The sequence below is a fragment of the Micrococcus sp. LASM2_SD2 genome (assembly GCF_057364565.1).
In genome coordinates this window covers 1-19,320 of record NZ_JBNFOB010000003.1, presented here as the reverse complement: position 1 = coordinate 19,320, position 19,320 = coordinate 1, and the positions used below count along the sequence as shown (strand labels likewise).

The 19,320-nt window shown below is 69.8% G+C and carries 18 protein-coding genes and 3 pseudogenes; 7 read left to right on the top strand and 14 right to left on the bottom strand.

All coding sequences use genetic code 11. The features are described 5' to 3' along the window. Positions 1–526 precede the first annotated feature (526 nt). A complete protein-coding gene (locus AC2W7A_RS00535) occupies positions 527–883 on the top strand; it encodes a hypothetical protein (RefSeq protein ID WP_061873204.1) in 357 nt (118 codons plus the stop codon). Between the two features lie 18 nt (positions 884–901). On the opposite strand, the gene AC2W7A_RS00530 is transcribed toward AC2W7A_RS00535, so the two are convergent. The 3 genes from AC2W7A_RS00530 to AC2W7A_RS00520 all read right to left on the bottom strand — a co-directional run bounded on the left by AC2W7A_RS00530 (position 902) and on the right by AC2W7A_RS00520 (position 3,226). Further along, positions 902–1,630, bottom strand: a complete 729-nt coding sequence (locus tag AC2W7A_RS00530; protein WP_223246359.1) for a formylglycine-generating enzyme family protein — start codon at positions 1,628–1,630, stop codon at positions 902–904. A 409-nt stretch (positions 1,631–2,039) separates the two neighbouring features. Beyond that, positions 2,040–2,597: a shikimate kinase gene (locus tag AC2W7A_RS00525; protein ID WP_485989638.1), complete on the bottom strand. Its 558-nt coding sequence runs from the start codon at positions 2,595–2,597 to the stop codon at positions 2,040–2,042. Further along, on the bottom strand, positions 2,582–3,226 hold the full coding sequence (locus AC2W7A_RS00520; RefSeq protein ID WP_485989637.1) for a hypothetical protein: 645 nt from the start codon (positions 3,224–3,226) through the stop codon (positions 2,582–2,584). The genes AC2W7A_RS00525 and AC2W7A_RS00520 overlap by 16 nt, the downstream gene beginning before the upstream one ends. Positions 3,227–3,645: 419 nt before the next feature. Between AC2W7A_RS00520 and sdhC the strand changes: the two genes are divergently transcribed. From sdhC to AC2W7A_RS00500, 4 genes and pseudogenes are all read left to right on the top strand, one after another. After that, entirely contained in the window at positions 3,646–4,050 is a 405-nt protein-coding gene (sdhC, locus tag AC2W7A_RS00515; RefSeq protein WP_485989636.1) for a succinate dehydrogenase, cytochrome b556 subunit, read from the top strand. Positions 4,051–4,053: 3 nt separating this feature from the next. Beyond that, positions 4,054–4,539 (top strand): succinate dehydrogenase hydrophobic membrane anchor subunit, encoded by a 486-nt coding sequence (locus tag AC2W7A_RS00510; RefSeq protein ID WP_485989635.1) that lies wholly within the window; start codon positions 4,054–4,056, stop codon positions 4,537–4,539. Positions 4,540–4,624: 85 nt separating this feature from the next. Beyond that, positions 4,625–6,412: a succinate dehydrogenase flavoprotein subunit gene (sdhA, locus tag AC2W7A_RS00505; protein WP_485989634.1), complete on the top strand. Its 1,788-nt coding sequence runs from the start codon at positions 4,625–4,627 to the stop codon at positions 6,410–6,412. Beyond that, positions 6,412–7,202, top strand: a pseudogene (locus AC2W7A_RS00500) (succinate dehydrogenase iron-sulfur subunit). Before sdhA ends, AC2W7A_RS00500 begins: the two are co-directional and overlap by 1 nt. Positions 7,203–7,640: 438 nt before the next feature. Here AC2W7A_RS00500 and AC2W7A_RS00495 read toward each other — a convergent pair. From AC2W7A_RS00495 to AC2W7A_RS00460, 8 genes and pseudogenes are all read right to left on the bottom strand, one after another. Further along, positions 7,641–8,165: a hypothetical protein gene (locus AC2W7A_RS00495; protein WP_485989633.1), complete on the bottom strand. Its 525-nt coding sequence runs from the start codon at positions 8,163–8,165 to the stop codon at positions 7,641–7,643. Positions 8,166–8,226: 61 nt separating this feature from the next. Next, positions 8,227–8,931, bottom strand: a complete 705-nt coding sequence (locus AC2W7A_RS00490) for a hypothetical protein (RefSeq protein WP_485989632.1) — start codon at positions 8,929–8,931, stop codon at positions 8,227–8,229. 143 nt (positions 8,932–9,074) lie between these two features. Next, complete coding sequence (locus AC2W7A_RS00485; RefSeq protein WP_485989646.1) at positions 9,075–9,500, bottom strand: hypothetical protein; 426 nt, start codon at positions 9,498–9,500, stop codon at positions 9,075–9,077. Between the two features lie 122 nt (positions 9,501–9,622). Continuing rightward, positions 9,623–10,906 (bottom strand): ABC transporter permease, encoded by a 1,284-nt coding sequence (locus tag AC2W7A_RS00480; protein WP_485989631.1) that lies wholly within the window; start codon positions 10,904–10,906, stop codon positions 9,623–9,625. Between the two features lie 145 nt (positions 10,907–11,051). Next, positions 11,052–11,788: pseudogene (locus AC2W7A_RS00475) on the bottom strand (ABC transporter ATP-binding protein); the annotation flags it as partial. A 170-nt stretch (positions 11,789–11,958) separates the two neighbouring features. Then, positions 11,959–13,033, bottom strand: a pseudogene (gene trpS, locus AC2W7A_RS00470) (tryptophan--tRNA ligase). A 50-nt stretch (positions 13,034–13,083) separates the two neighbouring features. After that, positions 13,084–14,010 carry an exodeoxyribonuclease III gene (locus AC2W7A_RS00465; protein WP_485989630.1) on the bottom strand — a complete coding sequence of 309 codons (927 nt, stop codon included), beginning with the start codon at positions 14,008–14,010 and terminating at the stop codon, positions 13,084–13,086. A 1-nt stretch (position 14,011) separates the two neighbouring features. Then, complete coding sequence (locus tag AC2W7A_RS00460; protein WP_485989629.1) at positions 14,012–14,578, bottom strand: hypothetical protein; 567 nt, start codon at positions 14,576–14,578, stop codon at positions 14,012–14,014. A gap of 205 nt (positions 14,579–14,783) precedes the next feature. On the opposite strand from AC2W7A_RS00460, the gene AC2W7A_RS00455 reads away from it, so the two are divergent. Then, complete coding sequence (locus tag AC2W7A_RS00455) at positions 14,784–15,932, top strand: MFS transporter (RefSeq protein WP_485989628.1); 1,149 nt, start codon at positions 14,784–14,786, stop codon at positions 15,930–15,932. Here AC2W7A_RS00455 and AC2W7A_RS00450 read toward each other — a convergent pair. After that, positions 15,914–16,099, bottom strand: a complete 186-nt coding sequence (locus tag AC2W7A_RS00450; RefSeq protein WP_485989627.1) for a hypothetical protein — start codon at positions 16,097–16,099, stop codon at positions 15,914–15,916. The two genes, AC2W7A_RS00455 and AC2W7A_RS00450, sit on opposite strands and share 19 nt — an antisense overlap. Here AC2W7A_RS00450 and AC2W7A_RS00445 point away from each other — a divergent pair. Continuing rightward, positions 16,089–16,268 (top strand): hypothetical protein, encoded by a 180-nt coding sequence (locus tag AC2W7A_RS00445; RefSeq protein ID WP_485989626.1) that lies wholly within the window; start codon positions 16,089–16,091, stop codon positions 16,266–16,268. The two genes, AC2W7A_RS00450 and AC2W7A_RS00445, sit on opposite strands and share 11 nt — an antisense overlap. 87 nt (positions 16,269–16,355) lie before the next feature. Here the strand turns inward: AC2W7A_RS00445 and AC2W7A_RS00440 are convergent, their stop codons facing one another. Both AC2W7A_RS00440 and AC2W7A_RS00435 read right to left on the bottom strand, forming a co-directional pair. Next, positions 16,356–18,215 carry an ABC transporter permease gene (locus tag AC2W7A_RS00440; RefSeq protein WP_485989625.1) on the bottom strand — a complete coding sequence of 620 codons (1,860 nt, stop codon included), beginning with the start codon at positions 18,213–18,215 and terminating at the stop codon, positions 16,356–16,358. Between the two features lie 2 nt (positions 18,216–18,217). After that, complete coding sequence (locus AC2W7A_RS00435; protein WP_485989643.1) at positions 18,218–19,150, bottom strand: ABC transporter ATP-binding protein; 933 nt, start codon at positions 19,148–19,150, stop codon at positions 18,218–18,220. Positions 19,151–19,320 lie beyond the last annotated feature (170 nt).

The window sequence follows — 19,320 nt, the reverse complement described above, 5'->3', positions numbered from 1 at the left end:
GGAGGCGATCGTGTGAGCTGCATTGCGCAAGTGCTGCAAACAATGGTTGGAGCGTCCGAGGTGTGCCTTGTGGTGCACCGATGCTGCGGGGCGATCCGCTGGGTTCTGGCGCTGCGCGTCGGAGAGTAGTGACCCCTCGGCTCATCAGAACCGTGGACTGCCTTGCCGCATCGACGAAGGCAGCGAAGACTGGTACGAAACCGACTCGCGCCCAGACCCGTCAGTGAGTGGGGTCAACGCTCGGGAAGCGCGGTGCCGGAGACCCCAGGCAGGGGTCTCTGACGGTGACCCTGGTGAAGGCGCGCGGGCGCAGCAGCACGGGGACAGTCAGTGGCCGGGCCGATCCCGTGGAGGACGTCGTCACCCTCGGGGTTGTCGAGATGCAGCAAAGACTGCACGCGACTCGCCGTGAACCGTTCGGAGAGGGGGCGGGATCCGGTGTGTGAGGGAGCCTGGCCGGACGCCCCTGCCGTGCTGGGGCGGGGAGCAGGCTGGGGTATCGAGTCGACAACTCTAGGCTGTCACCGTGACCACTGTTTTAGATCACCTCCGCGCTGATGACCGCGAGCACGTCGGGTACATCGAGATGACCGACGAAGGCCTCTTCATCCCCTACGACCTCCTGCGTCGGCGATGCGGTGAACCCATGGAGTCGACCGAGGCCGAAGAACTGCTTGACACCGTCGGTTTGCAGGCGTTGGGCGAACAGTGGCTGCTTCGCACCGAGGGTGACGCATGGGTGCCCGTGGGCATCCAGGAGTTCTCACGAGAGGCCGTCACAGTGGCGCCGCGGCTCGATGACAGGGCGGTGGCCAAGGCGCCGGATCTCACCGCGACGGTGATGTTGTCGTTGCCGACGGATCGGCTCCGTTCCGCCGAATGAGGCTGGGCGGTTCCCTTCTCAGGCGAAGATCTCCCGCAAGGGTGTCCACCCCACGGGAAGCGGCCCGCAGATGGCGGCTCGTTGCCTGTCTGCCTCATGGGACCAGCCCTGAGCTTGTCCCGGGCTGCCGACCAGACCCCGGGCCAGGCGGAGTCCCACGTCCTCCAGGACGGCGTCCGGGGCGCTGCCCCGGCGCACTGAGGCGCGCACGCTCCAGGGTTCATCCGCCCAGCCACCCCCGCGCAGACTGCGGTAGTCGCCGTAGCGGGCGGGATCGGCGTAGTCCCAGCACCATTCCCAGATGTTGCCGAGCATGTCGTGCAGACCGTGCGGGTTGGCTTTCTTCATGCCGACGGGCTGGGGGCCCTCAAGGTGGTCGAGGCTGGTCCAGGCGATGTCTTCAAGCGGCCCGTAGGTGGGCGAGGTCGTTCCGGCGCGGCAGGCGTACTCCCACTCGGCCTCGGTGGGCAATCGGTACCCGTCAGCGCTCGTGTTCCAGGTGACGGAGCGTCCGTCCCCAGCATGCGTGTAGGCCGGCTGCAGCTCTTCAGCATTGGATAGCTCGTTGCAGAGGTTGATGGTCTCGAACCATGTCAGAGGCGTGAGCGGGCGTCCGGTGCTCCGGTCACGGAGGGGGTGCACGGCCATCTCGAAGGGCTCCAGTTCCACATCCCGTGTGGTCCCGCGACGGGCGTCACGCAGGGTGATTTTTCCCGAAGACAGGGTGGCCATGGAGGGCTGGTTCATGGCGTCAGCGTCGCACACGGGCTGACTGGAGAACATAAGACCCTTGGTCGATCGAGGTTCAAATGTCAAGATCTAAGTGACTCGTGGTCGTATGAAACATACTCGCGCGTTTGTGAAATCTTCGCTGCATCTCGACACACGCTCTTAGGGGCGTGTCGCGGGATGCGGCGTAGTTACGCCCTTGTGCGGTCTTCCCTACATCGGTCTAGTAGGGCGGGAGCGATTGTCAAGAGCTCGGGTCCTGTCGAGATGCAGCGAAGATTTCGCAGGACACGCGCTGAACCCTTCACAGAGCAAGACATTCAGCGGGGTCTGCGAAAAGTAGCCCTAGACCGCCCGCGGTGCCACCAACGTCTCCGGTCAGTACCGCTGGCCTCCTGCCAAGGAAGGCCACGGCGATAACGATCGGTCAGCGCCGCAGGAGCCGGGAGACTTCGTCAGCCGTCTCCTGCGGCGATTTCCCGGCTGTGTAGACGATGGCGTCGGCCAGCTGCTCATCGAGACCGTCCGTGCACCAGCGGTGCAGCCAGTCCACCCCGTCCAGGTGCCAGTCCGTCCACTTGCTCTGCCGGCATCGCTCTCGCAGAAGGCGCACCGACGCCTCCATGTCAGGGGAGGGGCGCAGGAGTACGACGCTTGACCCTTCCAGGGCCCGGGCGACGTGGGCGTGAAGAGAAGGATCGGTGAGGTGTGAGTGCCCCGCACCGAAGGACACGATCGCCTGGCTGTGGAGGGCAGCGCACCGTTGCACGGCATGAGCCAGCGCAGGCTCGAACGCGGCATGGAACGCGGTCCACCCGAGGCGCCGCTGCTGCTCCGCGATCACCTCTGGGGTCCAGCGGACTTCGGCGTAGAACGGGCCAGCGATCTCGTCGAGGTCGACCCATGGCGCCTCGAGGGATGCGGCCAGCAGGGACCCCACGGTCGACTTCCCGGTGCCGGGCGGGCCGATCAACACGCACCGCATGCGCCCTCCTTCGAGCCGAAGGACGGAATGGGCGCCCAGGCATCCGGTGCACCCCAGGGGAACCCCGACGGGTTCTGGGTCATTCGTGCGCTGACCTCAGCCGGTTCGTGGGTGGGAATGGGGCTGGGCAGATCAGCAGGGGTAACGCGGACCGCCGCGACGACCTCGACTGAGTCCCGGCTCGTCCACTGACACTCGGTGATCACCTGTCCCAGGTCGACATCCAGGGCCGGTGGCTGACGCTCGAAGGCCCAGGCCTTCAGAACGTAGACCACCCCGGGGGACACCGGCACGGTGTTGTCGGACCGGCGCCCGTAGGAGAAGAACAGCCTCCTCTGGGCGGGCGTGCCCGGTCGCTCACCCGGGTAGAAGCAGGCGTTGAGGAACTGGGGGCAGTCCGACGCGCGCACGGCGTAGGCGATGGCCCAGGTGGGGTCCTCGGTGGCGAACACGGCGGTGCGCTTGGAGTAGTCGTCGGGGCTGTGGTCCACCGGGGCGCGCGGTTCTAGGCGCTGCAGGTCTGCGGTCTGGGAGCCGTGGAGCAGGTGCTTCCCGTCTGCAGCCCATGCGGCGAGTTGCTGCCAGGCCGGGGTACCGGCGGCGGGGATGGGCCAATGCCAGGTGGTCACGGAGGCCTCCCTCTGTCGTTGACTTCACCCCGATGCCCCGACAGGCACCGTTGTCAAGCGTCCTAAGGTGTTTCACGGTATGCAGCATATTGGCGCGTTTATGCAATCTTCGCTGCATCTCGACAGCGCGCCATGGCGTGATAGGTGTCAAGCCTTCAGGCGCCGAGGCGGGTATGCAGCATATTGGCGCGTTTGTGCAATCTTCGCTGCATCTCGACAGAAGGCGGCGCGGACACCGCTCACGGGTCCTCGGACCCACACCCGTGAGCGGCGACACGTCACACAGCCGCCCCGGGCGCCTGCCCGGGAGCCCGGAGGGGCTATCCTGGCAGGTGGAATCGACTCGCACTCCAGCCCCCTGCCCGCCCACTCGACGGACGTGCACCGGGCCCGTGCATTTCCCTGGGAGGTAATCAACCGTGACTAGTGCCACTGCACAGGCCCCGGCCAAAAACGGCCGCGGGACCCTGTATCGCGGCTACGGCGGGATGTGGTCCTGGGTGGGCCACCGCATCACCGGCGTCGTGATCTTCTTCTACCTGCTCGTCCACGTGCTGGACACCTCGCTCGTGCGCGTCTCCCCGGAGGCCTATGACGCGGTGATCGGCTCGTACAAGAACCCGATCTTCGCGCTCGGCGAGGCAGGACTGGTGGCCGCCGTGCTGTTCCATGCGCTGAACGGCCTGCGCATCGTCCTGGTGGACTTCTGGAAGGGCGGCACGAAGCACCAGAAGACCCTCCTCTGGGTCGTCCTGGGCCTGTGGGTCGTCCTGACCCTCGGCTTCTGCATCCGCCACTTCATGCTGGCCTTTGGAGGTATGTGATCCATGAGCACCGCTGCTGCTGAGACCACGATCGCCGCTCCGCGCTCCACGCGCGTCGACGCGAAGTACACCCGAGGCAAGGGCAAGAAGGGCAACTTCGAGATGCTCGCATGGCTGTTCATGCGCCTCTCGGGCGTGGTCCTCGTGGTCCTGATCTTCGGCCACCTGTTCTCCAACCTGATGCTCGGCGAGGGCATCCACGGCATCGACTTCGGCTTCGTCGCCGGCAAGTGGGCCGACCCGATCTGGATGTTCTGGGACCTCGTGATGCTGTGGCTGGCGATGCTGCACGGCGCCAACGGCGTCCGCACCATCATCAACGACTACGCCCACCGCGACGGCGTCCGCTTCTGGCTGTCCATGATCCTGTACGTGGCCACCGCCGCCATCATCATCCTCGGCACCCTGGTGATCTTCACCTTCGAGCCGTGCATGGTGGACGCCACCGGCCAGCTGCTGTCCGGCACCCCGGCCTTCTGCCGCGGCTGACCGCACACCGACGTCTGACGCTTGCGACGCCGCCCGCACTGACGCGGGACGGGCGTCCTCACGAAACGGAAGAGAGAACCTGAGAATGCAGGTACACAAGTACGACGTGGTGATCGTCGGCGCCGGTGGTGCAGGCATGCGTGCCGCCATCGAGTCGGGCCAGCGCGCCCGCACCGCCGTGCTCACCAAGATCTACCCGACCCGCTCCCACACCGGCGCGGCCCAGGGCGGCATGTGCGCCGCCCTGGCGAACGTCGAGGAGGACAACTGGGAGTGGCACACCTTCGACACCATCAAGGGCGGTGACTACCTGGTCGACCAGGACGCCGCCGAGGTGATGGCGAAGGAGGCCATCGACGCGGTCCTGGACCTCGAGAAGATGGGCCTGCCCTTCAACCGCACGCCGGAGGGCAAGATCGACCAGCGCCGCTTCGGCGGCCACACCCGCGACCACGGCAAGGCCCCGGTGCGCCGCGCCTGCTACGCCGCGGACCGTACCGGCCACATGATCCTCCAGACGCTCTACCAGAACTGCGTCAAGCACAACGTCGAGTTCTACAACGAGTTCTACGCGCTCGACCTGCTCATGGTGGACGAGGAGGGCACCCGCGAGGACGGCACGCCGTTCACTCAGAAGCGCGTGGCCGGCGTCGTGTCCTACGAGCTCGCGACCGGCGAGATCCACGTGTTCCACGCCAAGTCGGTCGTCTTCGCCACCGGTGGCGCCGGCAAGGTGTACAAGACCACCTCGAACGCCCACACCCTGACCGGCGACGGCATGGCCATCGCCTACCGCGCGGGCCTGCCGCTCGAGGACATGGAGTTCGTGCAGTTCCACCCGACCGGCCTGGCCGGCCTGGGCATCCTGCTCTCCGAGGCGGCCCGCGGCGAGGGCGGCATCCTCCGCAACTCCGAGGGCGAGCGCTTCATGGAGCGCTACGCCCCGACCATCAAGGACCTGGCGCCGCGTGACATCGTGGCCCGCTCGATGGCCGAGGAGGTCCGTCAGGGCCGCGGCTGCGGTCCGAACAAGGACTACGTGCTGCTCGACCTGACCCACCTGGAGCCGGCGCACATCGACGCCAAGCTCCCGGACATCACCGAGTTCGCCCGCACCTACCTGGGCGTGGAGCCGTACACGGAGCCGGTGCCGGTCTTCCCGACCTGCCACTACTTCATGGGCGGCATCCCGACCACCGTCAAGGGCGAGGTCCTCCAGGACAACGACACGATCGTCCCGGGCCTCTTCGCCGCCGGCGAGGTCGCCTGCGTGTCCGTGCATGGCTCGAACCGCCTGGGCACCAACTCCCTGCTCGACATCAACGTCTTCGGCCGCCGTGCCGGCATCTTCGCCGCCGAGTACGCGCACGCCGCCGAGTTCGTCGAGCTGCCGGAGAACGGCGAGGCCCACGTGGTGGAGCAGATCGAGAACCTGCGGTCGGCCACCGGCTCCGAGAAGGTCGCGGCCCTGCGCTCGCGCCTCCAGGAGGTCATGGACGCCGACATGCAGGTGTTCCGCACCGAGGAGTCCATCCGCCGCGCCCTGAAGGAGATCGAGGAGCTGCGCAAGCGCTACCTCGACGTCTCCGTGCAGGACAAGGGCAAGCGCTTCAACCTCGACCTGCTCGAGGGCATGGAGCTGGGCTACCTGCTGGACATCGCTGAGGCGATGACCCTGGCCGCCCTCGGTCGCAAAGAGTCCCGCGGCGGTCACTACCGCGAGGACTACCCGGACCGCGACGACGCCAACTTCATGGCCCACACCATGATCTACCGCGACGAGACCGCCGAGATGGAGGGCGTCAAGGGCATCCGGTTCGAGACCAAGCCCGTTGTCGTCACCCGTTACCAGCCGATGGAGCGTAAGTACTGATGAGCACCGCTGTGAACGAGACCGCCGAGCCGGCCTCCAAGGTCGAGCTGAACCAGTCGGGCGACGCGCCGGCGCCGTCGAGAGCTTCGACATCATCCTCAAGGTCCGCCGCTACGTGCCGGAGACCTCCGAGGAGTCGTACTGGGACGAGTGGAAGCTCACCATGTACGGCACCGACCGTGTCCTGGACGCGCTGCACAAGGTCAAGTGGGAGCACGACGGCTCCCTGACCTTCCGCCGCTCCTGCGCCCACGGCATCTGCGGCTCCGATGCCATGCGCATCAACGGCCGCAACCGCCTGGCCTGCAAGACCCTGCTGAAGGACCTGGACCTGTCCAAGCCCATCACGGTCGAGGCCATCAAGGGCCTGCCGGTGGAGAAGGACCTGATCGTGGACATGGAGCCGTTCTTCCAGTCCTACCGCGAGATCATGCCCTTCCTGGTCACCTCGGGACACGAGCCGACCCGTGAGCGCTACCAGTCCCAGAAGGACCGGGAGATCTACGACGACACCACGAAGTGCATCCTCTGCGCCGCGTGCACCTCGTCCTGCCCGGTGTTCTGGACCGACGGCCAGTACTTCGGTCCGGCCGCGATCGTCAACGCGCACCGCTTCATCTTCGACTCCCGTGATGAGGCCGGCGACATGCGCCTGGAGATCCTCAACGACAAGGAGGGCGTGTGGCGCTGCCGCACCACCTTCAACTGCTCTGAGGCCTGCCCGCGCGGCATCCAGGTGACCAAGGCGATCGCCGAGGTCAAGCAGGCCATCCTGGCCCGCTCCTTCTGATCCTCCCGATCACACGAAAGGGCCCGCCGTCCCGTCAGGGGCGGCGGGCCCTTTCGTCGTGTGCAGAGCGGCGGGGACGCCGCGGGAAGACGTGGGCGTAGCCCCGAGATGGGCGGAGGGCGACGGGCGCCGCCTGCGTGACCTGAACGCGGATTCCGGCGCGGTCGCCCCGGGGTGCGCGGACGCGGGCGGTGACGGGGCTCGGCCGGCGCGGGGGACGTCGTCATGCCCTTCTTCCCGACGACGGCCGCTCCCCCGCCGCTGTTCTCCCCGCCACGTCACGCGCCTTGTCGGTGACAACACATCGTCATGAGGCCGTGGGCAGCACGTGAAGGCGCGTGTCCTCGCCAGTACGTGCGCGGCAGGGCCGGGCGCGAGCGTCCGGGGACGGCAGAGCCGGGCGTGGCGCACCGGGCGACGGGGGTCGTCCGGGTGCGCTCAGCCGTCGAGGGCCTCGCGGACGCTCGGCCAGTGGGCCACGAGGAGCCAGAGCGCGCAGGCGATCAGCATCGCCCCGACGAGCGCGAGGACCACTCCCCCGGCGGTGCCGGCGGTGAGGACCATGGTGCCGCCGTCCACGGCCCAGAACGCGGCCGTGAGCACCCCCATGACCGCGCAGGCCGTGCCGATCCAGCGGACGGGCGGCCAGGGGCGGTTCACCAGCCACAGCAGTACGGCGGTGATCGCGAGCAGGATCGCCCCGACGAGCACGGCGTCCAGGGTGCCGGTCTGGGCCGCCGCCACCTCGGCGTCGGTGGGCGCGGCGGTGCCCCAGTCGCGGGAGGAGAGCAGCGCACGCACGTATCCGGGGTCGCGGCTGAGGAGCACGGTGGCCACGGAGGCGGCCGTGGAGGTGACGCCGGCGGCCACCGTCACGGACGACAGACGCCGCAGCCCCCGATCCACGAACGGATGGCGGGCTGCGGCGTCGTGCGTGGCGTCGGGCGCGGTGTGGGAGTCCATGGACTCCATGGTGCCAGGCGCCGGGCCGGTCGGGCTGCTCGGGCTGCTCGGGCTGCTCGGCTCAGCCCATCAGCGCCCGCTGCTGCAGGTAACGCGAGATCCGGCCGTTGAAGGCCAGGACGAGCCACCAGATGTTCACGGCCACGCTCAGCAGCGAGAGCACGAGGGAGAACATCCCGGCCCCGCCCATGAACGGCAGGAGCAGCAGACCCGGCAGGGTGAGGACCACGGAGAGGATCGCGAACACGATGCCGGTCACGCGGGCCCAGTTCTTCCGCTTGTGCAGGCCGAAGTACACGAGCAGGTACAGGCCGACGATGACCAGCGTGAAGAGCGCCATCATGGCCATGCCCGCTCCGGCCATGAAGTCCATGATCTGCTCGAAGGTCCGGGCCTCCTCGGCGGTCATGGACTGTTCCTGGGCGGCCATCTGCTCGTCCATGGCCCGCCGGAACTCACCGGAGTCCCCGAACATCAGGAATCCCGGGACGGAGGAGAGGAGATAGATCCCGAGGGACACGAGGGTCGCCAGGAGCAGCTGTCGGTACTTCGGCGGCTCGGTGGCCTCCTGCGGCTGGGCGTACGCCGTATAGGGCTGGGTGCCGTAGCGCGGACCGGCGGACTGGTCCCAGCCTCCCTGCGGCTGCCCGTAGCCTCCCTGCGGCCCCTGGCCGTAGGGTCCCTGGCCCGCCGGCCCGTAGTCCGGGCGGCCCTGGCCTGCCTGCGGGTCCTGCCCGTAGGACGGGCGATGGTTCTGATCGGTCATCTCGTGCCCCTCATTCCTTCGTGGTGGTGCGTCCGGTCGTCGTGGTGTGATGGCTGCGGCCTGCCTGGTGTTCTCGTCCTGCACAGCCGCGGTCCGCCGCCCGGGTGTCAGGAGTCGGTCTTCCCGGCTCAGGCGGGCGGGAGTCAGCCGTCCCGGCGGGCGTTGAACCAGCCGGTGACCTGTGCGTGGAAGGCCTGGGTGATCCAGACCGCCCCGGCGGCCATCACCAGCACGGCGGTGGCCACGGAGAAGACGCTGATCGTCCCGGTGGCCGCGGTGCGGAACACCAGGGACAGCAGGGTCCCGAGCATCACCGCCACGGTGAACACCAGTCCGGCCCAGCGGGCGCCGTCGGAGACCTTGATCAGGGCGGCCATCACACCGGCGCCGATGATCACGGTGCCGGCGGCGGTGGTGAGTGCGCTGGGCATGGGCCCCACCGCGAAGGCGTAGGCCACCACGGTCAGCACCACCACCGGCATCAGGCGGACGACGTTCCGCCACCGTGGCGGCCGCTCGTCCAGGAGCCAGTGCGGGTCGTCGGCTGCGGCGCGTGTGTTCGTGTCCATGCCTCCAAGGATGACAGGCGGGCCGGGGTTCCGGTCATCCCCCGGGTCCCGCGTCGCGGCATCGGTGCCCGCCCGCAGTCCGGCCGGGGGTCGCACCCGCACCCCGGCCGTGTGCCGACCCCTCACTCGTACCTCAGCGAGGAGATCGGGTCCTTGCGTGCCGCACGCACCGCGGGCAGGGTACCGGCCGCGAAGGCGATGCCCACGATCAGCGCCACGATGCCCAGCACGGACAGCGGCTCCACGGCGAACAGCGTCAGGCCGGTGACGTCCTTGAGCGGGCCGTCCACGAGCAGCCGGTTGCCGATCAGGCCCACGGCCAGTCCGGCGCCGACGCCGATCAGCGAGCCCATCAGCCCGATCACCACGGCCTCGAGGGAGAACAGTCCGAAGACCTTCCCGCTGGTCATGCCGAGCGACTTCATCAGGCCGATCTCCCGGGTCCGCTCCTGCACGGACATCAGCAGGGTGTTGATGATGCCGAACGACGCGGCGAGCAGGGCGATCAGGCCGAAGCCGTTGAACACCCAGGTCACCGCATCGATCACGCCGCGGATCATGCCGAGCTGGTCCTCGAGGGTCTGCGCCTGGAACCCCTCGTCCGCCAGGGCCTTCTTCACGGCCGCCTCGTTGGCCTCCATGTCCTGCACGGTCACGGTGGCGTTGAACCAGGTGTCCCGCTGCTCCTCGGGCAGGCCCTCGGTCTGGATCCCGTGGAGTGCGTCCTCCACCTTCACGGACGGCACGGGACCGGCTCCGGAGCCGGAGGCGAGGGTCTCGGTCACGCCGACCACCTCGGCCTCCACGGAGCCCTCCTCGCCGAGCGGGTCGGAGGCCGCCAGCGTCACCGTCTCCCCCAGCACGTCCTCGGGGTCCGTGCCGCCGAGGGTCTCCACCCAGGCGAGCGGGACCGTGACCTCGTCCGCGTCCTCGGCGGGCATGCGGCCGACGGCCAGGGAGGCGGTCTCGGTCTCGAAGGAGGAGCCCATGAGGGCCACCTGCCACTTCTTGCCGTCGGTGGTCTGGACGTAGTCCGGCTCCACCAGGCGGGTGGTCTCCACCTCGCTGATGTGCTCGATCCCCTCGATCTTCTCGAGGTCCTTCTTGGTCAGCAGGGGCATGCCGAACATCTCGCCGGCGGCGGCCTCCTGCGCGTCGTACTCGGCGGGGGCGCCGTTGGTGGGCATGCCGGTGGCCATGTCCGCCTGCTTGGACACGTACAGCTCGTCCGGGGAGCCGAAGCCCTCCACCATGGTGTCCACGTAGCGGTTGACGCCGGCGCCGAGGCCGGAGGTCAGGGTCAGGGCGAACGCACCGATCACGATCGCGATCACCGTCAGCACCGTGCGCAGCTTGGAGCGCAGGGTGTTGGTCAGGGCCGTGCCGAACAGGTCTGCGGTCTTCATCGGTCCTCCTCCTTCCCGACGACGGCCGCCCGGCCCGTCGTGTCATCTCCGGTTCCCGTGGGCTCCCCTTCTGCGGTCCCGACCGGGTGCGGCCTCGGCCTCCCGGTCCGGCGAGCGGCGCCGGCCCGGCGGCGTCCTGCGCGTGGTCGGCGACGATCTGTCCGTCCTGCAGCTCGATGCGGCGGCCGCACCGGTCAGCGAGGTCGTCGTCGTGGGTGACCACCACGAGGGTGATGCCCTCGTCCCGGTTGAGGCCGAAGAGGATGTCCTCCACCACGGCCGAGGTGGCGGTGTCCAGGTTGCCGGTGGGCTCGTCCGCGAACAGCACGGTGGGGCGGTTGACCAGGGCGCGGGCGATGCACACCCGCTGCTTCTGGCCTCCGGAGAGGTCGGTGGCGCGGTTGTCCGCCTTCTCGGCCATCTCCAGCCGCTCGAGGACCTCGAGGCCGCGGCGGCGGCGTTCGGCCCGCGGGACACCGGCGATCTTCAGCGGCAGCACCACGTTCTCCAGCACCGTCTGGGAGGGGTTGAGGAAGAACTGCTGGAACACGAACCCGAAGGTCTCGTTGCGCAGCCGGGCCACGGCCTTCGGCTTCAGCTCGGACACGGGACGCCGTCCATGGCGACCACGCCGTGGGAGGGCCGGTCCAGCAGGGCGAGCAGGTGCATGAGCGTGGACTTGCCGGAGCCGGACTTGCCCACGATCGCCACGGACTCGCCGTGGCCGATCTGCAGGGTCAGCCCGCGCAGGGCGTCGAAGCGCGCCTCGCCCTGCCCGTAGGACTTCACGAGGTTCTCGGTCTCCAGGACCGGCTCGGCGGCCGGCCGGTGCGCGGTCGGATCGGGTGTGGTCATGGCGGGCGGTGGCGTGGCCGTGGACATGCGTCCCTCTCGTCGTCGGTGATGGCGGACCGGGCGAGCCATGAGCGGCCGGTGGGCGGCCGTCGTCGTGGATCCCCGGTGACTCCATTCTCCCGGAACGCGACGGCGGGGACCTCCCCCGTCAGGAGGAGATCCCCGCCGTCCGACTGCGATCTTCGGCGCAGTCCGGCTCAGCCGACCGGGGGCAGGAAGCCGACCTTCCGGTAGACGTCCTCGAGCACCGGGGTGGCGACCTCGCGGGCCTTCTGGGCGCCGCGGGCGAGCAGACGGTCCAGCTCGGCGGGGTCCTCGAGCAGGCCGAGGGCGCGCTCGCGGATGGGGGCGACGGCCTCCACCACGGCGTCCGCGACGGCGACCTTGAGGTGGCCGTACATCTTGCCCTCGAACTCGGCCTCGAGCTCGGCGATCGGCTTTTCGGTGACCGCGGAGAGGATGGTGAGCAGGTTGGAGACGCCCGGCTTGGCCTCACGGTCGAAGCGGACCTCGGTGCCGGTGTCCGTGACGGCGGACCTGATGCGCTTGGCGATCTTCTTCGGCTCGTCGAGGATGTTGATCAGGCCGTTCGGGGACTCGGCCGACTTGGACATCTTCGCCGTGGGGTTCTGCAGGTCGTAGATGCGGGCGCCGGCCTCCGGGTAGAAGCCGGTGGGCAGCACGAAGGTCTCGCCGTAGCGGTGGTTGAACCGCTGGGCGAGGTCGCGGGTGAGCTCCACGTGCTGGCGCTGGTCGTCCCCCACCGGCACGCCGTGCGGCTGGTAGAGCAGGATGTCCGCGGCCATGAGCATGGGGTAGGCCAGCAGGCCCACGCCGGCGGCGTCCGCGCCCTGCTTGGCGGCCTTGTCCTTGAACTGCGTCATGCGCTGGGCCTCGCCCATGCCGGTCATGCAGGTCAGCACCCAGGCCAGCTGGGCGTGCTCGGGCACCTGGGACTGCACGAACAGGGTGGAGCGCTCCGGGTCGATGCCGCCGGCGATGTACTGGGCGGCGGCCACGCGGGTGCGCTGGGCCAGAGACTCCGGGTCCTGCGGCACGGTGATGGCGTGCAGGTCCGGGATGAAGAAGTAGGCGTCGAAGTCGTCCTGGGTGCGGACCCAGTTCACGAGCGCGCCCAGGTAGTTGCCCAGGTGCAGGGAGTCTGCGGAGGGCTGCATGCCGGACAGCACGCGGTGGCGGGCGCCGGCGCGGCCAGGTGCGCGGTGGTGGACGGTCCTGGGCCAGCACGTCGGCCACGGTGTTCTTCGTCATTGCTCTTCTTGTCTCTTCGGTCCGTGTCTGCGTGGCGCCCGGCGGGGCGCTCAGTACTGATAGTCCGCCACGAGCGGGGCGTGGTCGGAGAAGCGGGTGCCCCAGGACGGGGCGCGGTCCACCACGGCGGAGGTGGCGCGGTCCGCCAGGGACGGGGTGGCCATGTGGTAGTCGATGCGCCAGCCGGCGTCGTTGTCGAAGGCCTTCCCGCGCATGGACCACCAGGTGTAGGGGCCGGCCACGTCCCCGGCGAGGGTGCGGCCGACGTCCACGTAGCCGAGCTCGCCGAAGAAGCGGTCGAAGTACGCGCGCTCCTCCGGGAGGAAGCCGGCCTTCTTCACGTTGCCCTTCCAGTTCTTGATGTCCCGCTCGGTGTGGCCCACGTTGAGGTCGCCGGTCACCAGGACCTCGCGGCCGGTCGCGGCGAGCTCCGGCAGGCGGCGGACCATCTCGTCCAGGAAGCGGTACTTGTCCTCCTGCTTCGGGGTGCCGACGCCACCGGTGTGCACGTAGGCGGACACCACGGTGAGCAGGGAGCCGTCCGGCAGCCGAATGTCCGCCTCGATCCAGCGGCCGACGTCGTTGACGTGGCCGTCCTCGTCCCGCAGTCCGCGGCGGACGTCCTCGATGGGGAACCTTGAGGCGATCGCCACGCCGGCCCGGCCCTTGGCGGCGGCCTCCACGTCCACGAGGTGCACCTCGTCCCAGGCGCCGTCCACGATCTCCGGGATCAGGGCGGCGGTGATGTCCTGCGGGGCGCGGACCTCCTGCAGCGTCATGATGTCCACGCCGCGGCCGGCGAACCAGCCGATCATGCCCTTGCGGTGGGAGGCGCGGATGCCGTTGACGTTCACGGAGGCGATGCGCACCGCACCCTCGGCCTTGGGGGCGCCGGCGTTGGCGTGGATGATCGGCTCGCCCTCGGCGGGCTCGGGGTACTTGCCGGTCACGGGGTCCCTCTGGGGCAGCTCGGCCATGTCAGTCCACCACCGTTCCGGACACCGGGCCCTCGCCCTGGTCCTTGCGTGCGTCGTCTCGGGAGTCGCGGCCCCCGTCGTCGCCCTTGATCATGTCCCGGGCGTTCGAGGCGGTGATGTCGATGGTCTCCAGCGCTCGGTCCACCATGTCCCGGTCCAGCTCGCCGGAGGCCAGCTGCTCGCGCACCACGCGGACCTGCACCTGGCAGATCTTGAAGGAGTGGTCCAGCTTGGTGTCCCGCATGGGGTCCGCGGCCACGGCGGTCTGGGCGCCGGCCTGGACGGGTGCCTCGTGCGGCCGGGCGGTGTTGGCCACCATGGAGTCCACCCGGCGGGCGGCGCCCTGGATGCCCTTGCGCATCTGCAGGAACACCACGATCGCGAAGATCAGCCAGCCCGCGGAGATTGCCACCAGCAGCCACCCGATGATCGAGTTCTGGTTGGCGGCGAACAGCAGCGCCACCAGCAGCACGGTGATCATGACCGCGAAGCCCAGGCCGCCGACCTGCAGCCCACCTCCACGCTTGATTCGGGGCGTGCCGGGGGCACCGGGCAGGGCTTTGGCCATGGGTGGGTTTCCTCTCCTCGAGGGCGACGTGTGCGGGATCGGTCTCCATTCTCCCGCACCGGCGGTGCCGGTGCCACTCGAGCCCATCCGGCGGTGAGGCGTCCCGACGACGGCCGGGTCCGTCGTCGTGCCCCTGGCCTTCCCGTGGAACCGGTGAGATCACAGCGTCCCGGCACCGTTCACAGCCCTGGCCTATCCTGTCCCGGTGACCGAGACGACCCCGGAGGCAACCTCCACGCGCTTCAGCCCGGAGCAGACCCGCATCCTGCTGGTGCTGCTCATGCCGCTGTTCCTGGCGCTGATGAGCGTGTCCGTGGTGAACGTGGCCCTGCCGGCCATCGAGCGCGGACTCGGTGCCTCCGCAGCAGACCTGCAGTGGGTCCTCTCCGGCTACACCCTGACCTTCGGCGTGGTGCTGGTGGCCGCCGGCCGGGCCGGAGACCTGTGGGGCCGCAAGCCGCTGTTCCTTGCCGGGATCCTCGTCTACACGCTCGGCTCGCTGCTGGCCGGGTTCGCCGTGGACCCGCTGATGCTCAACGCCGCCCGCCTGCTCATGGGCTGCGGCGCCGGCCTGTTCAACCCGCAGATCATCGGCGTCATCCAGTCCTCCTTCTCCGGGCGGGCGCGCGGCCGGGCCTACGGGTTCTTCGGCACGGTGATCGGCCTGGGCGTGGCCGTGGGCCCGCCGACCGGCGGTGCCCTTCTCGGCGTACTCGGGGACCAGTGGGGGTGGAGGTCCCTGTTCCTGCTCAACGTGCCGCTCGGGCTGGCCGCCCTGGTGATGGGCCTGCTGTGGCTGCACCCGCCGACGCAGACCACCGCGGACCTGGTGCCGAGGGGCCTGAAGTACCTGGATCCGGTGGGCATGGCCCTGCTCGCGGCCACCACGGTCTCCCTGATGCTCCCGTTCATCCTCCAGGACGCGCTGTGGCTGCTGGCCGTGGCCGCCGTGCTCGTGGCCGGCTGGTGGGCGTGGGAGGTGCGCGTGCGCGCCACGGCCGCCCGGACCGGCGTGTACCCGATGGTGGACCCGGCCCTGTTCCGCCGGCCGTCCTTCACCCTGGGCACCCTGCAGGTGACCGTGTACATGGCGGCCATGCCCGCAGCGTTCGCCGTGGTGGCGCTGTTCGCCCAGGACGGACTGGGGCTCTCCCCGTTCGTGGCCGGGGTCTCCACGCTGACCTCGGCGCTGATGGTCGTGGCCCTCTCCGCGTGGATCGGCGCCCGCGTGGACCGGTTCGGCCCGTGGTTCGTGTTCGCGGGCGGGGCGCTGGCCGTGGTGTCCGCGCTGCTGCTGATCGTCGCGTTCGCGAAGGTGACGGACGGCTCCTGGCCCTACTGGACGATCCCCTGATCCTGCTGCCCCAGGGCGTCTCCCAGGCGCTGATCCTCACCAGCTCCCAGGTGCTCATGATGGACGACGTGGCCCCGCGCGAGGCGGCGCCGCCGGCGCGTCTCCCAGACCATCCAGCGCATCGGCACCTCCACCGGCATCGCCGCGGTCACCGGCGTGTACTTCATGACCGTGGCCGGTGCTCCGGAGCTATCCGACCGCGAAGCCTCCGGCGCCGCCTCCGTGGACGCCCTCTGGGCCGTGCTGGCCTGCTGGACCGTGGTGCTGGCGATCGGCGCGGCGGACCTGGTCCGGCGCGCGGTACAGCGGCGCCGCGGGCGGGCCGCGGACGTCTGAGGGGTCAGCGTCGGGCGAGCACCCGGTGAGGCGGGAGCGCCCGGTGCGGCGGGAGCGCCCGGTGAGGGGCCGACGTCGGGAAGCCCCTCACCGCAGGAAGAGCTTGGCCAGGCGGCGGGAGGCGAACACCAGGCCCACGGCCACCATCACCACGAAGTAGAGGATGTGTCCGGCCGTGGCCCAGCTGAGCGCGCCGACGGCCAGCTGCCGCATCATCTCCACCGCATGCCACAGCGGCAGCGCCTGGATGAGCCACTGCACGGGCTGCGGATACACCTCGAGCGGGAAGAACGTGGCGGAGAACAGGAACATCGGCAGCATCAGCATGGTGATCCAGTCCATCTGCTGGAAGGTCTTCATGTAGCTGGTGGCGGCCATGCCCACCGCCGCGAAGCCGAACGCCACCAGCAGGGCGCCGGGCACCATGAGCAGCGCGGTCCAGCTGGTCACCAGGCCCATGAGCGTCATGACGATCAGGAAGCCGGTGGCGTAGACCGCTCCGCGGAACAGGGCCATGAGGATCTCGCCGAGGGCCACGTCCAGCGGGCCGAGGCGGGTGGCGAGCATGGTCTGGTAGGTCTTCGCGAAGCGCAGCTTGAAGAACACGTTCCAGGTGGAGTCGTAGATGGCGCCGTTCATCGCGGAGACCGCCAGCAGCGCCGGGGCGATGTACATGCCGTACGGCACCGGCTCCCCGCCCGGACCCGTCATCTCGCCGACGAGCGAGCCCAGCCCGATGCCCAGGGACAGCAGGTAGAGCACCGGCTCGGCGAAGCCCGAGGCGAAGACGGTCCAGTTGTTCGACTTCAGGGACAGGAACGCCCGCTCCAGCACGGCGCGGATGTTGCCGGAGTACATGCCGGACATCGGGCCGGTGCGCACGGTGATCTGAGGCATCGGCGGGACGGAGTCGGCAGCGGAGGTGGTGGAGGCGGTGCGCGGGGTGGACACCTCGTCGGCGGACGCCGTGGCGGGCGAGGTGCCGACCTTGTCCGCGCGGCGGGTCAGCGCCGAGCCGCGGGCCTGCTTCGAGTCCTTGACGACGGCGTCCGGGTCCGGTCGGCCGGGCACCCAGCCGAGGCGACGGGTGTAGATCCGCACGGCCACCGCGGCGCCGGTGACGGCGAGCACCACCAGGTACACCACGTGCACGGCCGTGAGCCAGACCGGGTTCTCCATGCCATAGGACAGGACGCGGCCGAGCTGGGCGGCGTGCCACTGCGGGGAGATCCAGCCGATCCACTGCAGCGCCAGCGGCAGCTGGGTCAGCGGGTAGAACGTGGCGGAGAAGAGGAACAGCGGCATCACCACGAACCGCTGGAGCATGGCGAACTGGCCCTTCTCCTCCTTCAGCGAGGCGGCGAACGCCATGATCCAGGCGCCGATCGCCAGGCCGCCGAGGGTGGCGGTGAAGACCTGCACCCACGCCCACGGGGAGTCCGTGGCGCCGAAGGCGGCCATGATGCCGAAGAACACCAGCGACTGCACGAAGAACCGCAGCGAGACGGCCAGCAGGTGGCCGCGGGCGATCTGCGCCGGGGACAGCGGGGTCGCCTGCGCCGCGTAGTACAGGCGGTGCCAGCGGAAGCCATCCATCACCGGGTAGGAGAACTCCACGGACGCGGTCATCAGCGCCGAGGACGCCAGCAGCGCCGGCGCGATGAACTGCAGGTACGTGGCGCCGCCGAGGACCTCCTGGGAGGCTCCACCGCCGATCAGGCTGGCCAGGCCCATGCCCATCGCCAGCAGGTAGACCAGCGGCTCGCCCACGGCGTTGGCCACGATCACGGACCAGTACGCGCGCATGTTGCGCAGCTGGTGCTCGGCGAAGAACCAGACGCCGCGGCGCTTCACCCGCTCGGCCGTCTCGGCCGGGGTGTGCGGGGGCTTCAGGGGGCCGCGGGCGCCGCCGGAGGAGGCGGCCGTCATCGGGAAGGACTCGGTCATGCTCAGTCCACCAGGGTGCGGCCGGTGAGGATCAGGAACACGTCCTCCAGGGACGCGCGGCGGGTCAGCGACGTGACCGGCTGGCTGATGCGGCCGGACTCGGCGAGCGCGGCGACGGCGTCGTGGAGCCCGTCCGCGTGGTCCCCGTAGAGCAGGACGCGGTCCGGGAGCACCTCGATGCGGTGCACCCGGGTCTCTGCCCGCAGCACCTCGGCGGCGGCCTCGTTGCGGTCCGTGCCGAAGCGGGCCTCGAGGACCTCGCGGGAGGCATGCTCGCGGATCAGCTCGCGCGGCGTGCCCGCGGCCATGATCTGCCCGCCGTCCACCACCACGAGGCGGTCGCACAGCTGCTCGGCCTCGTCCATGTAGTGGGTGGTCAACACGAGCGTGGTGCCCCGCTCCTTCAACCGGTACAGGCGGTCCCAGAGGATGTGGCGGGCCTGCGGGTCCAGGCCGGTGGTCGGCTCGTCCAGCAGGAGCAGCTGCGGCTCGTTCACCAGCGCGCGGGCGATCACCAGACGGCGCTTCATGCCGCCCGAGAGCGCCTCCGCCTTCGTGTTCGCCTTGTCCGTGAGCTGCGCGAACTCGAGGAGCTCGAGGGACTTGGGCTTCAGGTACGAGTAGGGCAGGCCGAAGTAGCGGCCGTAGATGAGCAGGTTGTCCCGGGCGGTGAGCTCCTCGTCCAGGTTGTCCTGCTGCGGGACCACGCCCAGGTGCGCGCGGACCGCCGGGCCGTCCTGCTCCGGGTCGATGCCCATGATGGACAGCTCGCCCTCCGTGCGCTGGGAGACGCCGGCCAGCATGCGCATGGTGGTGGACTTGCCCGCGCCGTTCGGGCCGAGCAGGCCGAAGCACTCCCCCGGCGCGACGTCCAGGTCGATGCCTTTGACCGCGTGGAAGTCGCCGTAGTGCTTGCGCAGGCCGCGGGCGCGGATGACGGAGGTGGGGCTGGTGGAGGTGGCGCGGGTGCTGGTGCCGGGGGTGGTGCCGGGGGTGGAGGTGCCGGCGGACGTGCCGGCGGGGCCCGAGGTGTCGGCGGTGGCGGAGGCTGGGGTGTCCGGGGACGCAGGGGTGTCCGGGGAGGAAGTGCTGTGGCTCACCTGAG

Bases quoted from the DNA above. Each gene is read 5' to 3' on its own strand.
- AC2W7A_RS00465 (WP_485989630.1), bottom strand. From the start codon at position 14,010: ATGGCCGAGCTGCCCCAGAGGGACCCCGTGACCGGCAAGTACCCCGAG.
- AC2W7A_RS00485 (WP_485989646.1), bottom strand. From the start codon at position 9,500: ATGGACACGAACACACGCGCCGCAGCCGACGACCCGCACTGGCTCCTG.
- AC2W7A_RS00530 (WP_223246359.1), bottom strand. From the start codon at position 1,630: ATGAACCAGCCCTCCATGGCCACCCTGTCTTCGGGAAAAATCACCCTG.
- AC2W7A_RS00495 (WP_485989633.1), bottom strand. From the start codon at position 8,165: ATGGACTCCCACACCGCGCCCGACGCCACGCACGACGCCGCAGCCCGC.
- AC2W7A_RS00440 (WP_485989625.1), bottom strand. From the start codon at position 18,215: ATGACCGAGTCCTTCCCGATGACGGCCGCCTCCTCCGGCGGCGCCCGC.
- AC2W7A_RS00490 (WP_485989632.1), bottom strand. From the start codon at position 8,931: ATGACCGATCAGAACCATCGCCCGTCCTACGGGCAGGACCCGCAGGCA.
- AC2W7A_RS00450 (WP_485989627.1), bottom strand. From the start codon at position 16,099: ATGAAGTACACGCCGGTGACCGCGGCGATGCCGGTGGAGGTGCCGATG.
- sdhA (WP_485989634.1), top strand. From the start codon at position 4,625: ATGCAGGTACACAAGTACGACGTGGTGATCGTCGGCGCCGGTGGTGCA.
- AC2W7A_RS00480 (WP_485989631.1), bottom strand. From the start codon at position 10,906: ATGAAGACCGCAGACCTGTTCGGCACGGCCCTGACCAACACCCTGCGC.
- AC2W7A_RS00510 (WP_485989635.1), top strand. From the start codon at position 4,054: ATGAGCACCGCTGCTGCTGAGACCACGATCGCCGCTCCGCGCTCCACG.
- AC2W7A_RS00525 (WP_485989638.1), bottom strand. From the start codon at position 2,597: ATGCGGTGCGTGTTGATCGGCCCGCCCGGCACCGGGAAGTCGACCGTG.
- AC2W7A_RS00460 (WP_485989629.1), bottom strand. From the start codon at position 14,578: ATGGCCAAAGCCCTGCCCGGTGCCCCCGGCACGCCCCGAATCAAGCGT.